Origin of the sequence: Cellulophaga sp. 20_2_10, from assembly GCF_023476645.1 — a bacterium.
GTDB lineage: Bacteria > Bacteroidota > Bacteroidia > Flavobacteriales > Flavobacteriaceae > Cellulophaga.
Genome location: NZ_JAMCOJ010000006.1, coordinates 69,054 through 87,430, shown reverse-complemented (window position 1 = coordinate 87,430; position 18,377 = coordinate 69,054). Strand labels below are relative to the sequence as shown.

Annotated in this window: 14 protein-coding genes; 4 read left to right on the top strand and 10 right to left on the bottom strand. The window is 34.1% G+C overall.

Annotated features, from left to right (window positions below; genetic code table 11):
• Window positions 1–126 precede the first annotated feature (126 nt).
• Window positions 127–1,092 carry an SH3 domain-containing protein gene (locus tag M4I21_RS12740; RefSeq protein ID WP_249559559.1) on the bottom strand — a complete coding sequence of 322 codons (966 nt, stop codon included), beginning with the start codon at window positions 1,090–1,092 and terminating at the stop codon, window positions 127–129.
• 390 nt (window positions 1,093–1,482) lie between these two features.
• On the opposite strand from M4I21_RS12740, the gene M4I21_RS12735 reads away from it, so the two are divergent.
• Window positions 1,483–1,818 carry a single-stranded DNA-binding protein gene (locus M4I21_RS12735; protein ID WP_072304433.1) on the top strand — a complete coding sequence of 112 codons (336 nt, stop codon included), beginning with the start codon at window positions 1,483–1,485 and terminating at the stop codon, window positions 1,816–1,818.
• 64 nt (window positions 1,819–1,882) lie between these two features.
• Here the strand turns inward: M4I21_RS12735 and M4I21_RS12730 are convergent, their stop codons facing one another.
• The 5 genes from M4I21_RS12730 to metG form a co-directional block, all read right to left on the bottom strand.
• Window positions 1,883–4,006, bottom strand: a complete 2,124-nt coding sequence (locus M4I21_RS12730) for a Tex family protein (protein ID WP_249559558.1) — start codon at window positions 4,004–4,006, stop codon at window positions 1,883–1,885.
• 88 nt (window positions 4,007–4,094) lie between these two features.
• Complete coding sequence (locus M4I21_RS12725; protein WP_249559557.1) at window positions 4,095–4,799, bottom strand: YiaD family glycine zipper/OmpA-like lipoprotein; 705 nt, start codon at window positions 4,797–4,799, stop codon at window positions 4,095–4,097.
• Between the two features lie 43 nt (window positions 4,800–4,842).
• A complete protein-coding gene (locus M4I21_RS12720) occupies window positions 4,843–5,319 on the bottom strand; it encodes a lipocalin family protein (RefSeq protein ID WP_249559556.1) in 477 nt (158 codons plus the stop codon).
• A gap of 423 nt (window positions 5,320–5,742) precedes the next feature.
• On the bottom strand, window positions 5,743–6,261 hold the full coding sequence (locus M4I21_RS12715; RefSeq protein WP_249559555.1) for a ferritin: 519 nt from the start codon (window positions 6,259–6,261) through the stop codon (window positions 5,743–5,745).
• A gap of 28 nt (window positions 6,262–6,289) precedes the next feature.
• A complete protein-coding gene (gene metG, locus M4I21_RS12710) occupies window positions 6,290–8,368 on the bottom strand; it encodes a methionine--tRNA ligase (RefSeq protein WP_249559554.1) in 2,079 nt (692 codons plus the stop codon).
• Between the two features lie 170 nt (window positions 8,369–8,538).
• On the opposite strand from metG, the gene M4I21_RS12705 reads away from it, so the two are divergent.
• Entirely contained in the window at window positions 8,539–8,745 is a 207-nt protein-coding gene (locus M4I21_RS12705) for a hypothetical protein (protein WP_249559553.1), read from the top strand.
• Window positions 8,746–8,808: 63 nt separating this feature from the next.
• Here M4I21_RS12705 and M4I21_RS12700 read toward each other — a convergent pair whose 3' ends face one another.
• Window positions 8,809–10,527 (bottom strand): DUF1501 domain-containing protein, encoded by a 1,719-nt coding sequence (locus tag M4I21_RS12700; protein WP_249559552.1) that lies wholly within the window; start codon window positions 10,525–10,527, stop codon window positions 8,809–8,811.
• Window positions 10,528–10,536: 9 nt separating this feature from the next.
• Window positions 10,537–12,027 (bottom strand): DUF1800 domain-containing protein, encoded by a 1,491-nt coding sequence (locus tag M4I21_RS12695; protein ID WP_249559551.1) that lies wholly within the window; start codon window positions 12,025–12,027, stop codon window positions 10,537–10,539.
• A gap of 195 nt (window positions 12,028–12,222) precedes the next feature.
• Between M4I21_RS12695 and M4I21_RS12690 the strand changes: the two genes are divergently transcribed.
• Both M4I21_RS12690 and M4I21_RS12685 read left to right on the top strand, forming a co-directional pair.
• Window positions 12,223–12,582, top strand: a complete 360-nt coding sequence (locus M4I21_RS12690; RefSeq protein WP_249559550.1) for a YraN family protein — start codon at window positions 12,223–12,225, stop codon at window positions 12,580–12,582.
• A gap of 167 nt (window positions 12,583–12,749) precedes the next feature.
• A complete protein-coding gene (locus M4I21_RS12685; protein ID WP_249559549.1) occupies window positions 12,750–13,409 on the top strand; it encodes an aspartate kinase in 660 nt (219 codons plus the stop codon).
• Window positions 13,410–13,439: 30 nt separating this feature from the next.
• On the opposite strand, the gene M4I21_RS12680 is transcribed toward M4I21_RS12685, so the two are convergent.
• Together M4I21_RS12680 and mfd are read right to left on the bottom strand one after the other, a co-directional pair.
• A complete protein-coding gene (locus M4I21_RS12680; RefSeq protein ID WP_249559548.1) occupies window positions 13,440–14,753 on the bottom strand; it encodes a TlpA family protein disulfide reductase in 1,314 nt (437 codons plus the stop codon).
• Between the two features lie 82 nt (window positions 14,754–14,835).
• The gene (gene mfd / locus M4I21_RS12675; RefSeq protein WP_502798718.1) at window positions 14,836–18,132 is read right to left on the bottom strand and encodes a transcription-repair coupling factor; all 3,297 of its coding nucleotides are present in this window, start codon (window positions 18,130–18,132) and stop codon (window positions 14,836–14,838) included.
• Window positions 18,133–18,377: the final 245 nt, after the last annotated feature.

The window sequence follows — 18,377 nt, the reverse complement described above, 5'->3', positions numbered from 1 at the left end:
AATTTTTCTTTTTATCTTATTTTTTTCAAAAGCCAAATTTAAAAATTTGGCGACCTCGTGAAAGTGCCTATGCCATTGGGTTAAGCACTTATGACCCTATTATTTTTATACGTTGTTAGGGCAGTACTACTCCGCCAGCTTTGTCCGAACTATTTTCCATTTTCCGTATTGATATTCTAAAATCACAATCTGTTTCCAGCGACGAGAAGTGTGCAATGGGTCGCTTGCATAATAATCTGCAAACACAACTGCTTGGTCATCATAAGCATTCTCAAGCCTAACTTCATAGATAGTTACATCATCAATTCCGCCATATGCATCAGTTGACGAAAACCAACTGTAGCCACCATTTTTATTCCAACTCGGATTATTTGTTAATGAAAATGCACTATAAAATTCTTCATCTCCTAAATGTTTCAAGAAACTTTTTACTATCGAAGTCGGGCCATTTTCTTGTTCATCGTCCTTAATTTTATTATCAGTAATTAAACTATTACTTAAAAATCCGATATAAAAACCATCATCGACTTCAACAATTATTTTTGTCCAAGAACTATATGTTGAATTATCAATTATTCTTATTTTATGATTACGCTCAATCGTAGTGAGAACATTTGTTATTGTAGTTGGACCTAATCTCAAATTCGCATTGCGTGCTGAAACATATTTACTGGGTAGCGCATAGATTTTTGAAACATCAATATCAAAGATTTCATTAACAGTAGTCGTTTCTGCTGTTGTAGTATTTGAATTGTTTGACGAATTAGTCGAATAGGTTGTATTAGATGATGAATTATTTGTTCTGTTATAAGAAGAACTTGAATAAGTTGGACTTGAATATGAGCTTTGTGTATATGTCGAAGATGTATTACTGTCAGGTGTTATATAACCGGCTTGACTTGTGTAAGGATTGGTGTTTCCACGAGTTGAAAAATTATCTCTATTCGTACTATTTGGCGCTGTTCTATAATGACCTTTTACATAAGTACCGTTACTTCGATAATAGCCACTTACGTAAACGTGGTTTGAATTCGTTTGAGCAAATGAGAATAGAAAAGTAAAGAAAAATATAAGTGTAAATAATTGTTTCATTGTGCGTTATGTTTTTTTCGTATTGCCCTTAACTAGTCAGTAACCGCAATGTATTGCGTTTATTCCACCCATAGGGCTATGTAAACGCACGTTTTACATTTCTAGTTGTTTGTTTGGTTTCTATTTTTCTCACAATTTAAAACTATTTTCTGTACCACAATTACGGAAATGTGTAATTGGCCCAATTTTATGTATACTATGCTCTAGAATAGGTGAAATCTGCGGTACATTTATTCTGTTTTTTTTATCACTTTTAAACGACTACAAATAGTTACAACCGAAAGTAAGCGCTTTGTAACCGTATAAAGTTTGGTTGCGGTTTTAGGTTTGCAGTGCCATTGCAATAGTGCTTTGGTAGTAATAACTGTTAAACATTAAAACACACATAGTATGAACGCACTTAGAAACAGAGTACAGTTAATTGGGAACTTAGGTAACGATCCAGAAATTATGAACTTAGATGGCGGTAAAAAGCTTGCACGCTTTTCTGTAGCTACCAACGAGACGTATAAAAACGCTGCTGGCGAAAAAGTAACAGATACCCAATGGCACAATGTTGTTGCTTGGGGTAAAACCGCAGAAATTGTAGAAAACTACCTAACTAAAGGAAAAGAAATTGCCTTAGAGGGCAAATTGGTAAATAGATCTTACGAGACCAAAGAAGGTGAAAAAAAATACACTACAGAAATTAATTGTAATGAGATTTTAATGCTTGGTAAAGGATAAGAATTAAATAAACGCTAACCAAATAAAAAGGCTTTCTGGGTAAAACTAGAAAGCCTTTTTTGTATTACATATTTTTGTGCAACGCTAATTGTATGCGTTTGCGTGCCACATCTACCTCTAACACTTTTACTATAATTTGTTGTTGTAAACTAACGTGTTCATTTACGTCTTTTACAAAAGTAGTAGACATATTAGAAATGTGTATTAAGCCACTTTCTTTAATACCAACATCTACAAAGCAACCAAAATTGGTAATGTTATTTACAATACCAGGTAGCAACTGCCCAACAACAAGATCTGTTATAGACCGTATATCTTGATTAAAAGAAAATGCCTTGGCTTTTTCTCTAATATCCAATCCTGGTTTTTCTAGCTCTTTTACAATATCTTGTAATGTAGGTAAGCCAACGGTGTCTGTACAATAGTTTTGAAGATCTACTTTTTGCAAAACTTCTTTGTTCCCAATTAACTCCGAAATACTAATTTTAGCATCTTTAGTTATTTGCTGTACTATGCTATAACTTTCTGGGTGTACGGCAGAATTGTCTAAGGGATTTTTGGCATTTTTAATTCGTAAAAAAGCAGCTCCTTGCTCGTAGGCTTTTCCGCCCAATCGCGGTACTTTTTTTATGGCTGTTCGGTTCGTAAATGCACCGTTTTCATTACGGTAAGCAACAATATTTTCGGCAAGTTTTGGGCCAATACCAGACACATAGCTAAGTAAAGATGTGCTTGCAGTGTTTATATTTACACCAACCGAGTTTACACAACTCTCTACAACGGTATCTAAAGATTGTTTTAGTTTGCTTTGGTCTACATCATGTTGGTATTGCCCAACACCAATAGATTTGGCATCTATTTTAACCAATTCTGCTAAGGGGTCTGCCAATCTACGGCCAATAGAAACGGCGCCACGTACGGTAACATCATAATCTGGAAACTCGTCCCTAGCTATTTTAGAAGCCGAGTATATAGATGCGCCTGCCTCGCTTACCACAAAAACTTCTACTGGGTTTTTAAACGGTATGCCGTTTACCAATTGCTCTGTTTCTCTAGAGGCTGTACCATTACCAATCGCAATAGCTTCAATTTTAAATTTGTCTACTAAAAAACTAATTTTTTCAATAGCTTCTGTACTTTTATTTTGTGGTGCGTGCGGGTAAATAGTTTCGTTGTGTATTAAATCTCCTTGCGCATCTAAACACACCAATTTACAACCAGATCTAAAACCAGGATCTAAGGCTAAAATTCTTTTTTCGCCTAAAGGAGAACCTAATAGTAATTGCTTTAAGTTTTTAGAAAATACAGCTATAGCTTCTGCATCTGCTTTTTCTTTGGCATTTTTTAAAAGCTCGTTAGACAAAGAGGGGAGTAGTAGCCTTTTATAAGCATCTTGTATGGCAAGTTCTATTTGTTTGCCACAGGCATTATGACTTTTTATAATGCGACTTTCAATTTTTTCTAAAGCACGTTCTGTATCTATTTCTATTTTAACACGAATAAAACCTTCTTTCTCTGCTCTTAAAATGGCTAAAAGCCTGTGAGATGGAGATCGTTTTAGCGCTTCGCTCCAATCAAAATAATCTCTAAATTTTTGTGCTTTTTCGTCGTCCTTTTTGGTGCCAATTACTTTAGTGGTAATTAGTGCATAATTTTCGAGCTGGTACCGCAATCCGTTTCTAATATCGCTACGCTCATTAATCCATTCAGCAATAATATGTCTGGCGCCTTCCAAAGCCAAATCTTCATTGCTAATTTCATCATTTAAATATTTAGAAGCAGTATATTCAATTTCATCATTACGCTGTGCCATTATTATTTTAGCCAAAGGTTCTAAACCGTTCTTAATAGCGGTTTCGGCCTTTGTCTTACGCTTTTTCTTAAAAGGCAAGTAAAGATCTTCTAAGGTAGTAAGGTTGTCTGTAGCGTTAATTTTAGCTTGGAGCTCTGGAGTTAGAACATCTTGCTCTTGCAATGCCTTAGTAATGGCAATTTTTCTTTTTTCTAAAGCCTCAAATTGTGTTTTGTAGGTCACAATGTCACCAATTTGAACCTCGTCTAAGTTTCCGGTTTTTTCTTTACGGTATCTAGATATAAAAGGAATGGTGCAATCTTGATTTAAAAGCTCTATAGTATTTTTTACACTTAGTTCTGGTAACTGCGTGTGTTTAAGTATATATTTTATCATTAAAAAAGACCTTATAAAATTTAGTTTTATAAGGTCTCTAATATATTTAACTCAATTGATTTAATCGAATTTCTATGCTATAAATTTTCTAGTTTTCGCCAGACTGCATTTTAGCATCATTTATCATTTTCTCATTAGGTAAAATAGCAACGTTAACTCTTCTGTTTTTTGCTCTACCTTCTGCAGTAGTATTATCATTAGTTGGTTGCTCTTCTCCAAACCACTGTGTTGTAAATCTACTAGAAGCTAAACCTTTTGTTTGCAAGTAAGATGTTACCGCATTTGCTCTGTTTTTAGACAACGTCATGTTGTAATCTGCAGCACCAGAACTATCTGTATGGCCAACAACTAATATGTTTGTATCTGGATACTCATTAAATACATTTGCTAATTTATCTAAAGATGCTTTAGAAGCTGTATTTACATTGTATTTAGCTGTGTCAAAAAATACACCACTGTTCTCATCAAAAGTAATAACAATACCGTTGTCTACACGTTCTACTTGTGCACCTGGAATTTCGTTCTCGATTTTTTGAGCTTGTTTGTCCATTCTGTTACCAATAAGTACACCAGCACCACCACCAACAACACCACCAATAACAGCACCTAATTCGCTATTACCTTTACCAACGTTGTTACCAATTATAGCTCCTAAAAGCGCACCACCAGCAACACCTATTGCACCACCTTTTTGTTTGTTGTTTGCGTTTTGTACAGCATCACAGCTTGTAAAATTCGCCATTAATACCAATGCAAAAGCACCTAATGTTAATTTTTTTATTGTTGTTTTCATGTGTTTTTTTTAAAATTATTTAATAATTAATGGGTTGTGTTTGTTACCAGTTTCCTTTGGTAAAATTCATTGTAATCGTAAATGGTTTGCCATCTACAGATAATGTCTGTGTCCAGCTCATATTAGACTCTGTTAATAATGTAAGTGATAATCTAAAACCAACATTGTTTTGACTTTTACCCTTAGCGTCTGTTGGCTTAAGTAAAAAGTCGTATAAACCTGTAGTTTCGTCAATTTCTTGAATCGTAAAAATAAAGTCGCGCTCTCCTGTTGCACAACTAGCACTGTTTATGCTGTATTTACCAGTATTATTGTTTGGGATAAAAGACCAAGCACTACCCTCAAAACAGTCTTTAGATACATCGTTTAAAAGTGTAACGTTGTATTCACCCGCTTCACTGTAAGAAATGGTACTAAGTGTCCATTCTCCTTTAATTACTTTTTTAGATGTTCTAACGGTTTTAGATGCCCCGCAAGAAACTAAACTTACTGCAAATAGTAATACTATTAATTGTTTCATAATATTTAATTGTTTTGTGTATGTACGAAATAAATCAAAAACCAGACCATACCGTAACTCATACGCAATAAAAAGTAATGCAAATAAAAGGGAGTCTAATTTTTTGGGTAAAGATACTTGAAGAAGTAGTAACTGTGTGTAAATAAAAAGGTAAATTAGATAAAATGCACAGCTTTATGCTACTTTTTTAAGCAAATCAAAACAAGGACATTTCTTACAACGCTTGTTTTCAGATTTCTTGTATTTATCACAGCATTTACTTTTTACTTTATTAGCGACTTTAGGAGTAGCCTTTTGTAATTTTTTTAATGCCTTTTTTTCTTTTTTCTTGTCCTTCTTTTTGCCCATAACTACTTATGCCTAAAAATAGTAAGGCAAAAGTAGTTATTTTAAATTAATCTAAATAAGATTATTATGTTAAACTTATTGAGGGTTATTTGTAGCAGCTGTAGAAACAGTTATTTGCTGTATATCTCTATCAAACAAATACAAACCACCTTTATCGTCGCCAATAAGGTTTATTTTATCTAGAATAGAACGTGCCATTGCTTCTTCTTCTATCTGTTCAGATACATACCACTGTAAAAAGTTGTGCGTAGCATAATCTTTTTCTTGTAGGCTAGTGTGTACCAATTCGTTTATACTGTTAGATACAAAAACTTCGTGCTCAAATAATTTCTCGAACATTTCTTTAAAGGAAGTAAACGTAACGTTTGGTGCAGCCAGTTCAGATATTTGTGCGTGTCCGCCACGTTCATTAACAAACTTAATAAGTTTAAGCATATGGTCGCGCTCTTCATTAGACTGGTCGTACATAAAACCAGCAACACCTTCTAGACCTTTAACTTCTGCCCAACAAGCCATTGCTAAATAAATCTGAGAAGATTCTGCTTCTATTTTTATCTGATTGTTAAGTGCCTTTTCTATATTTTTTGATACCATAATTTTCCGCTTTTTATAAAATTACAAATTAATTAATTGTTTCTCCGCTATTTACGCCATCTTCATCTGGATTCACAAAAACTAATTTACCATCTGCATTTTCTGTCATTAAAATCATTCCTTCACTCTCTACACCACGTAAAGCTCTTGGTGCTAAGTTTACCAATACGGTTACTTTTTTGCCCACAATTTCTTCTGGAGTAAAGCTTTCTGCTATACCAGAAACTATGGTGCGTGTATCTAGACCAGTATCGACCTTTAAAACCAATAATTTTTTGGCTTTTGGCATTTTCTCTGCTTCTATAATAGTACCAACACGCATATCTAACTTTGTAAAATCGTCAAAAGTAATGGTGTCTTTTTGCGGAGTAACCTCTTTGTTCATCTGTAGGTTTGCTTTTTTAGTAGCTTCTAATTTTGCCAGTTGTGCCTCAATTTCTTGGTCTTCAACTTTTCTAAACAACAACTCTGCTTTGTTAATTGTATGTCCGGCTGGTAATAATACATCTAAGGTAGAAACGGTGTCCCATTGCACCCTTGTATCTGCAGCATCTATGTTTAAAATATGTTTAAGTTTTGTTGATGTAAACGGTAAAAAAGGCTCACTTAACACCGCTAAAGCAGATGCTATTTGCAAAGCAACATACATTATGGTTTTTACACGTTCTTCATCTTGTTTTATAACTTTCCAAGGTTCTTCATCTGCCAAGTACTTGTTACCAAGTCTAGCTAAATTCATCAATTCTTGTCCGGCTTCTCTAAATCTATAGCGTTCTAAAGAACTAGAAATTATACCTGGGTATTTTTTAACCTCAGCTAAGGTAGCCTTGTCTATATCTGTAAATGCAGCAGGTGTAGGTAAAACACCTTCGTAATATTTATTTGTTAATACAACAACTCTATTTATAAAGTTACCAAAAATAGCAACCAGCTCATTGTTGTTACGCGCCTGAAAATCTTTCCAAGTAAAATCGTTATCCTTAGTTTCTGGTGCATTTGCAGTTAGTGTATAACGCAATACATCTTGCATATCTGGGAAATCTTCTAAATACTCATGCAACCAAACAGCCCAGTTTTTAGAGGTCGATAATTTATTGCCTTCTAAATTTAAAAACTCATTTGCAGGTACGTTTTCAGGTAGAATAAAATCTCCGTGTGCTTTTAGCATACTAGGAAAAATGATACAGTGAAACACAATATTATCTTTACCAATAAAATGAAGCATTTTTGTATTCTCGTCTTTCCAGTATGGTTCCCAGTCTTTACCTTCTCTGGCAGCCCATTCTTTTGTAGATGAGATGTAACCAATAGGCGCATCAAACCAAACATAAAGTACTTTGCCTTCTCCTCCAGGAACAGGAACAGGAATTCCCCAATCTAAATCTCTGGTTACAGCACGTGGTTTTAAACCATCGTCTATCCAAGATTTACATTGTCCGTATACGTTAGGTTTCCAATCGTTTTTATGACCTTCAAGAATCCACTCCTTTAAAAAGTCCTCGTATCTATCTAAAGGTAAAAACCAGTGTTTTGTTTCTTTTAAAGATGGTACAGCACCAGATATGGTAGATTTTGGATTTATTAATTCGGTTGCATTTAAGGTAGATCCACAATTTTCGCACTGATCGCCATAAGCTTCTTCATGCCCACATTTTGGACACGTACCAATTACAAATCTATCTGCTAAAAATTGTTTCGCATCGGCATCATACAACTGTTCTGTTGTTTCTTCTATAAAATCACCTTTATCATACAAATTCTTAAAAAACTCAGAAGCTGTATCATGGTGTATTTTTGCAGAGGTACGCGAGTAATTATCAAACGTAATACCAAAATCTAAGAAAGATTGTTTAATAATTGCATGATACTTATCTATAACCTCTTTAGGTGTAATACCTTCTTTTTTTGCTTTCATAGAAATGGCAACACCGTGCTCATCACTACCACAAACAAAAGCAACATCTTTGTTTGTGCCTCTTAAATAACGTGCATAAATATCTGCAGGAACATAAACACCTGCCAAATGGCCAATATGTATTGGTCCGTTTGTATAGGGTAATGCCGCTGTAATTGTATATCTGCTTGGTGTTTTAGTTTCCTGTGCCATTTAAATTGAATTAAGCTACAAAAATACATTTTTAGCCCTCAGTACTAAAGAAAAAGAATGAAATAAATAAAAGGAGTAGTGTCGGTTTTGTTTGAAAACGGATGGTAGAACAACGATAATTTAAAATATATGAGTTATTTTTTAGTTGTTATAGTATAAAACATAAAGTTATGAGCGGTAAACCAGTACATGAAGATATTTTAAAGTCTGTAAAATTAGATGCAGTTGAAGAGAATTCTAAAGTTGAAGAGAACTCTAAAGTTGAAGAGAACTCTAAAATTGAAGATGATGTAACTAGAGTGTATAAAGACAAAAACTCTAGAGTAAAAAAGGAATTAAGTTTTAAGACAAAGAAGAACAATTCTAAGTTGGCATAAAAAAAACACCTAATACAAAAGTATTAGGTGTTTTTAGTTGTGTTATAGTGTACTGCTATCTAATTAGGATACCATTACGGACTTGCTCATTTTCTGATTTTGAACACTTATTCTATAAATATATTTACCAGTAGCAAGGTTTACAGGTAAACGTTCTCTAATATTAATTTCTTGTTGCCCTTCTGTAGTCATAGCATTGTAAACAGTACCTAGGTTCTGACCTAGTATATTGTAAATCTGTATATCTACGTGTGCTGTAAAAGGCATCTCTAAATGTATAGAAGGATTTCCTTTTGTTGGGTAATACGGTTTGTGTACAATAACATTTTCTGGCAATGGCTCAGGATCTGTAGGGTCCGTTGGGTCTGTACCTCCTGGTCCGGGTAATACAGGGTCTTCATTGTCTATAGCAATATCAGGAAAATCTTCTCCGCTACAGCTAAATCCTAAATTAACAGGTACGTACGTACGCCCTAAAAGGTGCTGTTCTACTAAATTCCTTGGTACACATAACCATTCTGCTAAAACCGTACCGTATAAATCTCTAAAGTCCATTGTGTACTCTAGGTTCCCTCTTCCGTCAGGATCTTCTAAAGATGGGTGGTCACCTACAAAGGCGCTCCCATTTAATGCCGATCCAAAAAATAATGTAGGACTAGCTTTACCGTGATCTGTACCGTTAGATCCGTTTTCATATATTCTACGTCCAAACTCAGAGAAGGTCATACTTAAAACCTTATCGTCTTGGTCTGTACACGCTAAATCTTTGTAAAAATCACTAATAGCTACAGATAAGTTGGTCATTAATTTTTCGTGTGCCAATGGCTGATTTCCGTGGGTATCAAAACCACCCATAGAAATCATATATACCTTTGTGCCTAAATTACCTTTTATAAGCTTGGCTAAAACAGCTAATTGCTTTGCAAAGCTATTGTCTTGGTATTCTATACCGCAAGCTAATGCTTCACCTCTTTTGTAAGCTTCGTGAATTTTTCCAGAATATTCATAAGTTGTATTTGCTACACCTCTTAAAAATCTTAGTTGATCGTCGTACATACAACCATCAAAAAGAGCAGGGTCTAAAGCGAAATTATCACCTGTTTCTGCAATTTTTTCCAATTGGTTTATATTACTAGTAACAAAAGCATAATTTGTTTCTTCTCCTTGAAAAACCAAACTACCATATTGTCCTATTTGTATAGCTGCAGGCGCTTCTGGTGGATCCATTAAATAATCAGGGTAACAGTTTTCAAAATGTCTGCCCATCCAACCTGTTCGCTCTCCACTAAAACCTGTAGTGTTTTCGGGGTCTGTATTTGCAAAAATATCAGATCCTGTAAAGTGAGAAAGACTTTGTCCTTCATACCCAACACCGTGTACAGCTTTAAACTGGCCTTCTCCCCACATACGCTCTAAAGAGGTCATGTAAGAGGGTACGCCAAAATTATCTGTCAGTTTTAATACTTTACTTTCTGGTATATATATGTTTGGTCTTGCATTGGCATACGTATCGTATTGCTCTATTGGTATAACGGTACTTAAACCGTCATTACCTCCTGCAAGTCTTATTAAAATTAATATTTTTCCGTCTGACTCAGCATCGGCTATAGCTGTTGCTAAAGGCGATTTAGCAGATGCGTTAAGCACATTGCTACCCAACATCATAGATCCAGTACCCGCCATACCCATTGCTTGTAAAAAAGAACGTCTGTTCCATTTTTTATGCTCTAAGTCATGAGCTTCCTTGTCTTCATGGTGTACGTTAGAATTTGTATTGCACATAATAAATGGTTATTTTAATTGGAATTCTGGTTGTCTAATAATGTGTAATAGTAATAAATAGACTTGGTTTTCTGCTCCTGGATAATAAAGATTCCATGTGCCAAATATCCCGCCAGCATAATATTGATCTTGAATATCACTTCTAAATACATCTAGCGCATTTTGTAGTTCGTCGTCTGCAATGCCTTTAGGCAATAGTTTGTCTAAAATAGCTTTGCTTACTTCGTCAGGGTCATTTGTAGTCATACCACTTGGGCCAGTAGCGTCTAGAGCAAATGTTCTAAATTGTTCAGTGTCAGCATTCCAGGCGTTTTGTAAAAACAATTCTGATGATAACCAACGACCAATCATAAAGTTGGTGTTAATCCAATACCTGTCTCTGTACCAACCTTCTACTCCTGGTGGGTTAAATAATTCTTGACCTATTAACCTACAGATATTTTCAATACTTGCCAGGGTATCATCATCGTAAGAAAATTTGGTTTCGTTTATCAAATTAATATAAATGTCAAACGGACTCTTAATAATAACACCAATAGCTTCTTCGTCAAAAAAGTGTTCACTTTTAAAAAGTTGAGCTAGCACAGGTGCTATGTCAAAATTATTAGCTCTAAAAGTAGCTGCTAGACCTTGTATTATTTCTTCTGCATTGCTGCCTGTTGCATCATCTGAATCTGGATGTACAAAGAATTCATACAGCTTTTTGCAGATAAACCAGCTAATCTCATTTGGTCTTTGTGTAAATAGATTGTCTATAACACCATCATAATCAAAATTAGCAGTTTGGCCTAATATGGTCTTACTTTCAGCATCATGCTTTTCTGGGTTAAACGTAACTGGAGTATAACTTTCATCACCTCTTTCTACATATCCCGTAAGTGCTCTTGCTGTTTCTATAATATCTTCTTCGGTATAGTTGTTTCCTTCGCCCAAGGTAAACAGTTCGTATAATTCACGACCGTAATTTTCATTGGGGTTGTTCCCGTTGTTGTAAACACCATCTAGGTAATACAACATGGCATCTGTTAGGCCTATTTCGCTAACAAATGTTTTAAAGTTACCAATAGAATTGCGTTGTAAACAATCTACATAACGATATAGTAAAGGAGCAGCTCTATAGTTTCTATATTCTGTAACAAAATGATTGCTCCAAAAGAAACTTAAACGATCTCTAAGGTTATTGGTTACTAAACTTGATATATATAAATTGTAAAATTCGTTTTTTTGCTGATTTAATATAGGATTTCTATCCTCACTATCCTCAGGGTAATCTGCACCCGTCCAATTGCCCCAAACAGGAGCAGCAATTTCAGGCATACTAACTGCCTGGGCTATTAAGTTATCTATATATGCAGAAACTGGTAGTCCAATAGCAGTATTTATAGTATCAACAGAGGCACTAAAACCTAGTCTTCTATACAGGTGTTCTGCCTTTTGCTTGTCTAGTGAACCACCTATGGGGTTTAGCGATGCAGTGTTGCAATTCACAAAATATGCCATAATTATTGTTGCATTAGTATTGTTGGTTATTAGGTCGTGTTAACTTTTAACGCTAAAATGTAGCGCGCAGTATATTAATGGTTAAAAATTTTAACATAGTTAACTTTATTAACTACGTACAATTTGCAATTTTAGATGATGAAAAGCATTTTTTTTCGACGAAATACCGTATTTTGTTTGCTAAACTTTTAAAAAGTGGGAGCTCATAACGAATTTGGTAAAGAAGGGGAACGGCTTGCTGTACAGCATTTAGAGAAAAATGGATATACCATAAGGCATATTAATTACAGGTATTTAAAAGCTGAGGTAGATATAATTGCACAATTAAATAATACTTTGGCAATTGTTGAGGTAAAAGCTAGAAGAAGCGAAGCTTTACAGTACATCGCAGAAACTGTTACGCCAAAAAAAATTCAGCTTCTAGTGTTGGCGGCAGACCATTATGTAACTGAGTATGATTTAGATGTAGATGTGCGTTTTGATATTATTACAATTCTTAAAAATGATGATAGTTTAAAAATTGAGCATTTAAAAGACGCTTTTTATCATTTTTAAAATCTACAGGGGGTATTTTTAATAAATTACGATTGTTATATTTAAAACAATTTGTTATTTTTGAACTTTCAAAAAACATTTTTTATTCTATTAGGTCAATTAAGAATAGTTTTTTAACCAAATTAAGAACAAACAACCAAAACGTTTAACCAAACCCCACGAACGAGATGAAAACAATATCATCAGTAGTAGAAGAGTACATTAAAAAGAAACCCTTTCTACAAAGCGCTTTAGCACAGAGTATTATTAACTTAACTTCCTTGTCTAGAATAATTAAGCCAGAAATTGAATCTGAATTAGGTAAGGACATTAGAAACGGAGCTATAGTTATGGCTTTAAAAAGATTGTCTGACGATCTTGAATTTAGAGCTACACATAAAATAATAAAGGTTCTTAAAAATATAGGCGAGATTACTGTGCGTTCTTCTTTAACAGATTTTACTTTTTTAGTATCAGATTCTATTTTAGACAATCAAACACACTTATTGCGCGAAGTAAATAAAAACAAGGATATTTTTTATACGTCTTCTAGAGGTGTAAATGAGCTAAATATTGTTGTAAATAATTCACTAGACGCTACGGTTGAAGAGTTGTTTAAGCACGAAAGATGTACGCAAAAAGCTGAAAACTTATCTTCTATAACTGTAAAGTTACCAGCAGAGAATGTTTCTGTACCGGGTATTTACTATTTTATTTTTCAGCGTTTAGCTTGGGAAGGTATTGTTTTGTATGAAGTTATTTCTACTACAAATGAGTTTACTATTTTAGTAAATGATGAGCAGGTAGATGTAGCCTTTAAAACTATAAAAGATCTAAAGGCTTTATAAAATCTAAATTTTAAAAAGAGGATTGTTTGCTTATTTTTTTAAATAGGCAATAACGTCTTTGTAGGTTTCTGGTTTGTTCACAATTTTTTTATCCTTGTCCAGAATGTAATAACTTGGTGTTGCAGATACGTTGTATAAATCTGCATATTTACTGTCCCATTTACCTAAGGCTAATGCGTGTGTAAAATTACCTAGTTTTGCAGACTCTGTATCCCAGTAATTGTACTCGTCTTCTAAGCCAACGGCAAGTACTTTTACATTAGGATATTCTTTCATTACCTTGTTTAATTCTGGTAATTCTTTTAAACAATGAGAACAAGTACTACTCCAGAAAATAACGACATAATTAGCTGCAGCTTCTAATTTGCTTAAACTGTTTTTGTCATTGTTCCAAGTAATTTCTGGTGCTTTAGCGCCAATTCTTAACCTAGAATGTGTTTCTATGCTTTTTATAAGTTCTTGATTGTTGGTAATATCACCTAATTTTTTTATATAATTGGCGTAAATAAAATCCGATGTTTCATCATACTGCGCACTCGCAGCATAGATCCATAAATCGTAATACAAACTAAACTTAAATGTTTCCTGAACACCATCTAATTTGCTTGCTACGGTCTTTATATTTTGCTGTAAAATAGACTCTGTAGCGCTTTTTGTGATCTTATTTAAAGGCAAAGAAGTAAACACGTAGTTTAAGGTCTTATCCGTTAAAAAAGACGATGCTTGTAAGTTTGTATTTTTAAAGTCTATCGCTGTAAAATAGTTTTGTTTTTTGTTTTCTACAAAATCATAAATAGTTTCATCGCTTTTTGCAATGTATGGTTTGTTGGCTTTAATAAAATGAAGTGCAATTAAATCTTTAGCATCTGCTTCATACTTAGCTTGTGTGCTTTCAATTTTAGAATACAATTTGGCCAACTCTTTTTTATCGGTACTGCTAGAGGTATAAAAATCTATAACTTGTTTTTGTAATGCGTTAATTTCTAAAAAGTAACTGTTTAGTGTTTTGTTTTCTTCTGATGTGGTGTACGTTGCGCCATCTTGTGCATTAAAATTTAAAACGATGTCTTCTTTACCACTATACAGAATATCAAAATTAAACTCTTCTTGTGGTACTGCATATACCAACCTGTATGTTCCAGGAGCAGCATTTGCTGGCATTTCTATGCTAAACTTACCATCTTCTATCTTAGTGTCTGCAACATATACTTGCGTTCCAGGTTTAAGCTGGTATGCAATAAGCCACGTATACTCTTTGGCAGGTGAAAATGTACCAGAAATTGTATGTTGCGCAGATATAACTGTGGTGATAAGGACAAGTAAAAGTGGTAGTAATTTTTTCATAGTTTGCTTTTTAGCAATTGTTAGTGCTTAGTTACTTCGTTTAATTTCAAAAACCGAACCAAACTTACTTCATACATTATTTTTAATTTGCGTTAAAAGGTGCTAGACTCTTTAACGCTTTCTCTACAGTTGTAATTTTATCAAAAACCAATAATAAACGCAAACCAGTTCTTGTTTCTTTTTCTTTCATTTTACAGATAGAATTAAAGGCTTGTACAAACTGTAAAACTTTAGTAAATTTTGGACTTTGGTAAAAACCAGATTGTTGGTCGGCAATAAAGTACCCAATCATTTTACCTTTTTTAAGAACAATTTTTTCCAAGCCAATACTGTTGGCAATCCATTTTATACGAACCGAGTTTAGTAAATCTTCAACCGGACTAGGTATTTCTCCAAAACGGTCTATCAATTCCTTTTCATATCTAACCAAACCTTCTTCTGTTGTAATTAGGTTTAATTGGGTGTATAAGTTTAATCGTTCTGTAACATTATTTACATAATCATCAGGAAATAGAAGCTCAAAATCCGAGTCTATCTGTGTTTCTTTTACAAACACTTTTTCTTTTCCTTCTACTTCTTCGTATAAATCTTTAAACTCGTTTTCTTTTAATTCTTCAACGGTTTCGGCTAATATTTTTTGGTAAGCATCAAACCCAATCTCATTAATAAATCCGCTTTGCTCGCCACCTAAAATATCACCTGCACCACGAATTTCTAAATCTTTCATAGCAATATTAAAGCCACTACCTAATTCTGTAAATTGCTCTAATGCTTGTATACGTTTCCGGGCATCATTACTCATAGAATCATAAGGAGGCGTAATAAAGTAACAGAATGCCTTTTTATTACTACGCCCAACACGACCACGCATTTGGTGTAAATCACTTAAACCAAAATTATTGGCGTTGTTTATAAATATAGTGTTGGCATTTGGTACGTCTAAGCCACTTTCTATAATGGTGGTAGATACTAAAACATCAAACTCACCATTCATAAAAGCAAGCATTAAGGTCTCTAGTTTTTTACCTTCCATTTGTCCGTGACCAATGCCAATTTTTGCATCGGGAACCAAACGTTGTAACATCCCAGCGACTTCTTTAATATTTTCTATACGGTTGTGTATAAAAAATACTTGTCCGCCTCTTTGTATCTCGTAAGAAACGGCATCTCTAATGGTATCTTCATTAAAACGTACAACGTGACTATCTATGGGGTATCTGTTTGGCGGTGCCGTATTTATTGTAGATAAATCTCTCGCGGCCATTAAACTAAATTGCAATGTTCTTGGTATGGGCGTAGCAGTTAATGTAAGTACATCTACATTTTCTTTAATAGATTTTAATTTGTCTTTTACGGCAACGCCAAATTTTTGTTCTTCATCTACAATTAGCAAGCCTAAGTCTTTAAAAACTACGTTTTTATTAACCAATTGGTGTGTGCCAATTATAATATCTACTTTGCCTTCTGCTAAGCGTTGTAGTGTTTCTTTTTTCTCTTTTGCAGTTCTAAAACGGTTTACATAATCTACCGTAATTGGCATATCTTTTAAACGTTCTGCAAATGTTTTTTGATGCTGAAAAGCCAATATAGTTGTAGGCACTAAAACAGCTACTTGTTTGCCATTATCTACCGCTTTAAAAGCGGCACGTATGGCAACCTCTGTTTTACCAAAACCAACATCGCCACAAATAAGACGATCCATTGGCCTGTCACTCTCCATATCTTTTTTAAGATCTTCGGTGGCCTTACTTTGGTCTGGCGTATCTTCATAAATAAAAGAAGCCTCTAACTCGTGTTGTAAATAACTATCTGGAGCGTATTTAAAGCCCTTTTTAAGTCTACGGTTGGCGTACACTTTAATAAGGTCAAACGCAATTTGTTTAACTCTGGTTTTTGTTTTCTGCTTCAGTTTTTTCCAGGCACCAGAACCTAGTTTAAATATTTTTGGTGGCTTACCATCTTTACCGGCAAACTTAGATATTTTATAGAGCGAGTGTATACTAACGTAGAGCACATCTCGCTCACTATACATTAATTTTATAGCCTCTTGGTTTTTGCCTTCTACATCTATTTTCTGTAATCCGCCAAATTTACCAACACCATGATCTATGTGTGTAACATAATCTCCAATGTCTAACTTGGTAAGCTCTTTAAGCGTAATAGCTTGTTTTTTAGCATAGCCATTTTTAAGGTTGAATTTATGGTAACGTTCAAAAACTTGATGATCTGTATAACAAGCAACTTTTATATCGTCTAAAATAAACCCCTGAAAAAGAGGAAGAACTACTGTTTGGTAATGTACATCTTGTTCTACTTCATCAAAAATGTCGTGAAAACGTTTTGCTTGCTGTTCTGTAGAACAAAAGATATAATTGGTATATTTATTAGCGTGATTTTGATTTAGGTTTTCAATTAGTAAGTCGAACTTTTTATTAAAAGACGGCTGTGGTTTAGAATGAAAAACAATAGATTTATCTGCATCTGTCGCTGTTTGATGAATGCTTATAACCGTAAACCCATCAAATTCTCTTTTTAATTGATCCGAATCTACAAACAACTCATTGGGTTGAGCGTGTTTTAGCTCGCCTGTAAGTTTTGTAAAAGCTTCTTCTGCTTTTGTGTAAAGCGAGTCTAACCTGTCGTGTAAAAGCTCCGTGTTTTTAGAAAAAATGACAGTTTTAGAAGCAATATATTTTAAAAAGCTTTCCCTGGTTTCGTCTAAAAATTTGTTTTCTACATTGGGTACAATAGTAATTTTAGTGACTTTGTCTGTAGATAATTGTGTTTCTACATCAAAAGTTCTAATACTATCTACCTCATCACCAAAAAACTCTATTCTGTAAGGTACATCATTAGAGAACGAAAAAACATCTACAATACCACCACGAACCGAAAACTCTCCAGGTTCGGTAACAAAGTCTACACGTTTAAACTTATACTCAAACAACACCTCATTTAAAAAATCTAGGGTAATGGTATCATCAACCTTAATTTTTAGTGTGTTTTTATCTAGTTCTTTACGGGTTACCACTTTCTCAAACAACGCATCTGGATACGTAACTAGTAATGCTGGTTTTTTGCGCGAATTAATTCGGTTTAAAACCTCTGCACGTAGTAGTACATTAGCATTATCTACCTCTTCTATTTGGTAAGGCCTACGGTAACTGCCAGGATAAAACAGCACATCTTTTTCGCCTACCAATTGTTCTAAATCATTTAAATGATAAGCCGCCTCTTCTTTGTCGCTAAAAACAACCAAAAAGGGTACGTCTGCTTCTTTAAAAGTTTCAGATATTACAAAGGATAGGGCAGAGCCTGTTAAACCTGTAAGTGAATTGTTTTTTTCAGTTTTGGCAATAGTATTTTGCAGTTTCTGCATTTGCGGAAGCTGTGCCAACGATTTTAAAATGAGAGATTTTCCCAAAAGTCAATACATTTTTTGCAAATATAAAGCTACAATTTTAAACAATTATAGTTTGTAGTTAATTTTAAAAAGAATAATGCGTGGTAAAATAAAGGTTGGTGGGAATTATGTATCTAATTTTTATTGCTTGCAATTTGCTTTGTACAGCGTTAGTGATAGCAGTGCATAACCCGCAGCTTTTTTTGCGAGGATTAGTAACG